This is a genomic window from Prevotella sp. HJM029, from assembly GCF_000599605.1.
Lineage (GTDB): Bacteria > Bacteroidota > Bacteroidia > Bacteroidales > Bacteroidaceae > Prevotella.
On sequence record NZ_AZHT01000112.1, the window covers coordinates 1 to 4,639 of the forward strand.

The 4,639-nt window shown below is 40.6% G+C and carries 5 protein-coding genes and 1 pseudogene; 3 read left to right on the forward strand and 3 right to left on the reverse strand.

The window, feature by feature from the left end:
• Positions 1 to 83: 83 nt before the first annotated feature.
• The 3 genes and pseudogenes from X919_RS0105940 to istB all read left to right on the forward strand — a co-directional run.
• Entirely contained in the window at positions 84 to 386 is a 303-nt protein-coding gene (locus X919_RS0105940; protein WP_028899395.1) for a helix-turn-helix domain-containing protein, read from the forward strand.
• Between the two features lie 12 nt (positions 387 to 398).
• Positions 399 to 689 (forward strand): helix-turn-helix domain-containing protein, encoded by a 291-nt coding sequence (locus tag X919_RS0105945; protein ID WP_028899396.1) that lies wholly within the window; start codon positions 399 to 401, stop codon positions 687 to 689.
• Between the two features lie 429 nt (positions 690 to 1,118).
• Positions 1,119 to 1,790 (forward strand): annotated as a pseudogene (istB, locus tag X919_RS14915) (IS21-like element helper ATPase IstB); the annotation flags it as partial.
• A gap of 259 nt (positions 1,791 to 2,049) precedes the next feature.
• Here istB and X919_RS0105960 read toward each other — a convergent pair.
• From X919_RS0105960 to X919_RS0105970, 3 genes are all read right to left on the reverse strand, one after another.
• Positions 2,050 to 2,838: a class I SAM-dependent methyltransferase gene (locus tag X919_RS0105960; protein WP_028899398.1), complete on the reverse strand. Its 789-nt coding sequence runs from the start codon at positions 2,836 to 2,838 to the stop codon at positions 2,050 to 2,052.
• Between the two features lie 189 nt (positions 2,839 to 3,027).
• Positions 3,028 to 3,354 carry a hypothetical protein gene (locus tag X919_RS17205; protein ID WP_253270093.1) on the reverse strand — a complete coding sequence of 109 codons (327 nt, stop codon included), beginning with the start codon at positions 3,352 to 3,354 and terminating at the stop codon, positions 3,028 to 3,030.
• A 215-nt stretch (positions 3,355 to 3,569) separates the two neighbouring features.
• A partial coding sequence (locus X919_RS0105970; protein ID WP_028899400.1) for an outer membrane beta-barrel protein occupies positions 3,570 to 4,639 on the reverse strand: 1,070 nt, incomplete at its 5' end.

Genomic DNA, 4,639 nt, shown 5'->3' on the forward strand with positions numbered 1-4,639 from the left:
AAAACACATCCTACTTTTGCAGGCAGAAACGTGCGGTAAGACGCAAAACAATAAGGAATTACAAACAAAATAACAATAAAACTATGGGATATTTTATCATTACGGATTCAAATTGGGCAAGGCTCAGGAATGAGATTCTCAGCCTTGCCGAGACCTGCCACAAGGCATTCGGGGAACAGAGCAAGCATACCGATTGGCTGCACAATGGTGATGTATGCAAGTTGCTCAACATCAGCAAGCGCACATTGCAGCACTACCGGGATACAGGTGTACTTCCATTCTCTCAGATCAGGCATAAGTGCTATTACAGGCGTGAGGATGTGGAGCTATTGCTCCAAACCAAATCGGAGAAATCAAAAACGGACAAATCCATGAATAACAAATAAGGCGAAAGAACTATGGAACAAGTAAGAGATTTGAACATGGAGGCAGACGATATGCAGGTAGTGCTGTCCGCTATCAGCGAAGTAAGCAAGAGAATTAAGGAAGTAGCACAGACACACAAGCCGCTCTTTGGCGGTGAGCACTTCCTCACAGGCAAGGAAGTGTGCGAGCAACTGTATATCAGCCCTCGCACCTTACAGGACTATCGGGACAGGAGGATTATTCCCTATACACAGTTTGCAGGGAAGATACTCTATAAGGAGTCAGAAATAGAGAGGATACTAAAAAATAACTATAGGGAATAAGATGAAGATGGAATATTGACAATACTATATGGCACTTGACCTGATATATACCAGCCCAAGTGCCATATTTTGAATAGACACCTACATCTTTAATTCTCAGGTAAACCAATTTCTGGGTTGAATTTTACAGAGACTTTTCTATTCTGAACAATATTTATTTGTCCATTATATGCAATATTAGATTCATCATATTTCATATTTGGGTTAGCATAGTACACCTTTAGTTTATAATCACTCAGATACGGGGTACAATTGATAAAAAACGGCAAAAAGAGGCTTTCGTAGGGGTATGATGAGCGAAAAACGGCTTTCCCAATATTGGGAAGAATTAAAAATGCCATTGGCTGCATTTCTCAACTTTCGGAAAGACGAAAAACCCCGAAAGCCTTTTATCTGACTTTCGGGGTTCGGTTTATTTTGACACATCTTCTTGTCGGCACTACTCCATAGTCTATGACGGCGGACACTTTCCTTTCCATGCTCCTTGCACGTGAATGGGATTACCGTGCCCAGGCTGCCATAGTGCGGCTTACCAGGAATGCGGCGTTCCGATACAAGGCCTATCTCGAACAGATTGACTATGCCACAAACCGGGGCCTTGAGCGCAATCAGATGGAACGCCTCGCCACCCTTGACTTTGTACATAAGGGGCAGAACCTCTTCATTACCGGCTCTTCAGGTACGGGGAAAAGCTATATAGCATGTGCCCTTGGCCACGAGGCATGTAAAAGGGGATTCCGTACTTTCTATGCCAATGCACCCAAACTGCTTGGCGCACTGAAGGTTGCCAAAGTCAAAGGTACACTTGAAACTGAGCTCAAGAAGATTGAGCGTTGCCAGTTACTCATCCTTGATGACCTGTTCATTGTACCTCTTGATGCCAAGGAACGTCCTATCCTGCTCGAAATTATTGAGGACAGGCACGAAAGGAAATCCACTATCATAACCTCGCAGTACCCATCGTCCAACTGGTATGACATGATTGGCGATCCGACAATAGCCGACGCCATCCTTGACCGAATTATTCATACGGCGCATACCATAGAATTATATGGCGAAAGCATGCGTAAGTTAAGGGCTAAGAAAAGCCAGAGTCTCTAAAAGGGTAAAATAAAATTGCCCCCTGCACTAGGACTTTACAAGGGGCAATAATATTGTGACCAACAAGAGCAAATTCTATTTGCCCAAAGGGGTCAAAGTAGAGTGGCTTTTCCAACACTAATCAAAAAGGGCTAAAAATTAGATAGAACATACTTCCATGAAGAAATATGATTTTTCCTTTACTATTCTATCAGTTTTCCATGCTTACTGAGTATTGCGAAAAAACTCATCCCATTCTGTTGCACGTTTTTTAGAAAAACTATCCAAGTTTCAACAAATAAAAACAAGAAGTAGAACAGAAATTCCTGAAAAAGGGAATATAGGAAATGCCCCGACAAAGTTTTTGAGGCTGTAATCCGAATTTCTGCTGATAGTGAGGATTGATAAGCCATAGCTGACGATTGCATACAGATAAACCTGTCGCCTTAACTACTTTCTCAAATCGTTCAATCGGACATTTGGTATTCTTTATCGATATAAGTTCACTTACCATCGACTCTTCTTCTCCTGCCAGCCTATTCAGGATAAAGCGATACAGCGGATTCGGAAGGAGATGGAAGTACGGGACTTTAGACCATGTCTTATTGCGACATATTTGCTGATGTCCACCAAAAGGCATCTGCCATGCAGGAAAAGCCACGAACAAGATGCCATCTTCTTTTAGAAACTTGCGAATATGGCTTAAGAATGCAATTTTGTCGGGCACATGTTCAATAACATCATGCAAGATTGCTATATCGAACTTATCATCTTCACTTGGAGTCGGATATTCAAGGAAGTCGCCACTTTCAAAATGACCTTTCAATTTTTCTTCTGAAAAGAATTGACGTGCCTGCTCTATTCGTATCTGTGCCATGTCTACACCAAAGACTTGGCAGCCAATATTTGCAAAAGGTTTCAGATTTCCTCCCTCGCCACACCCAATTTCCAATATTTTGCTGCATGAGGTTATCGGATGAAACTTCCTGATGTATGGCAGGTAGAAAAGGGAAGAAGTGATGGCAGAATCCTCAAAATATCTTTTCCTATCCAAGTGTCTTGCTTGCATTGATGTATCTGTTAATTGGTTAAACAATCTAAAACGGCTCTGCATGTCCGTCAAAATAAAAGATACCAATCCATGCAAATGACTGCTCATTTTTCCAAAATATTTTTGGAATACTACAGACTTATCTATACAAAAGACGGTGCGTAATCATATACGCACCGTCTTAGTTTTATTATCTCTGAGGCTCCCCTAACGGGTCATGGCCAGCCTCACTACCTTATTGGAATCCAAAGTCACCGTACCATGATAGATTCTGTTGGATGAGTTCGTCTGCTTGTTCGTGGTTGTCTGAAATATTTCTAACTGATAATTTCCGGGAAATAAATCTCTGATTTTGAAGTTCACATCATACAGGCAGACACAATCAGTGAGCATGTCACGGTCTGGGTAGAGAATGATTATGATTTTGTTTTCTACACAAGTAATATCCACGTTCAATTGACCAATTGTACAATTATCCATCACGTCAAGAAACTGAGCTGTAACCGTATTGTCATTTCCCATAAGCATACTCAATGTCGTTTTTGTACTGTAAAAATCCGTAAGATACTCGGGGCGAGTATCTTTCTTGGATACGGACGTCTTGCAATCAGAGGTAACGACATTTGATACTTTGACATTTCCGATAACAGTGCTTTCTGATGAACACGCTGTTATGATCCCAAGCAGGCTAAATGCCAATAGACTTTTTGTTAAATTCAAGTGACTCATATACTATATTTATTTGATGACTACCATGTTAATCTTAACCCAAAAGGTATGCTGAACATAAACGGATGTTCAGTTCTGTATGTTTGAATACCACTTCCATTTTTAAAGTAGTAGGAAAGCCCAGGCTCCAGATAAAAACTGAAAGGTTTGAAAATCTGGTATTGTACTCCCAAGCCGACATTCACGGACCATTGATAACGCGGGTGGATAGTCCCCCTCATGGTGAACGAGGAATCCGACGTGATGACAAACTCTTTGGTAAGAGAACTGTGAACTGGCATTTCAAAAGTTACTCCTCCTGTGACATAAGTATTCAGCCTCCCTTTATTCCACACTTGATAGGTCATGTGCAATGGTATACCTATATAATCTATTTTTTGCGTTCTTTTCAATTTTGCATCATTGAAAGGATTCTCAAATTCAGACTTCAATCTTGTGTAGATTAATCCTGTACCAAAAATCCATCGCGGACTCAACTGTTTGTTGAGTGACAGGCTATAGGTTTGAGGACGATAATGATGTACTTTTTCCGCTACGCTTTGGTCGGCAGAGATAGACTGGTTGACAGCCTGTTGGCGTAGCCTTGCATTCTCTATTGAATCCATCAGCATACGATTGCGGTCAAGATAGTCGATATAATCTCTCCAGGAATAAATTTTAGCAGCTACACCACCATTTGCATAATCGATAACTGACAGATAATTGAAGTTAGATATTGTATTACCCGATGTATTTGAGGAATAACCAAAGTTAATTTTCCACGTATATTTCTTCTTATGATTTACATCGACCTTCATACTTTCATTCGATGCCAACATTTTTTCTTCCGAAATTTGTGGAATGTGAAGCACTGAGTCGTCTATACTTACTCTAATTTTAGCAAGATATTTCTGCAAGGAGTCCTCATGAAATGATACAATCTGCTGTCTGGTTTCTATACTATCTGTTATTATTCGTGATGAAATATCTTCAGTAGAAAGAGTCTTTTCTGCCAAAACACACCTACCATTTTCAGTAGCACTTGAAGGTATAGAATACCTTGGCTGCCCATTCTTTTGAGAAGCAGCTCTATTTTGTTGAACTCGTTTTG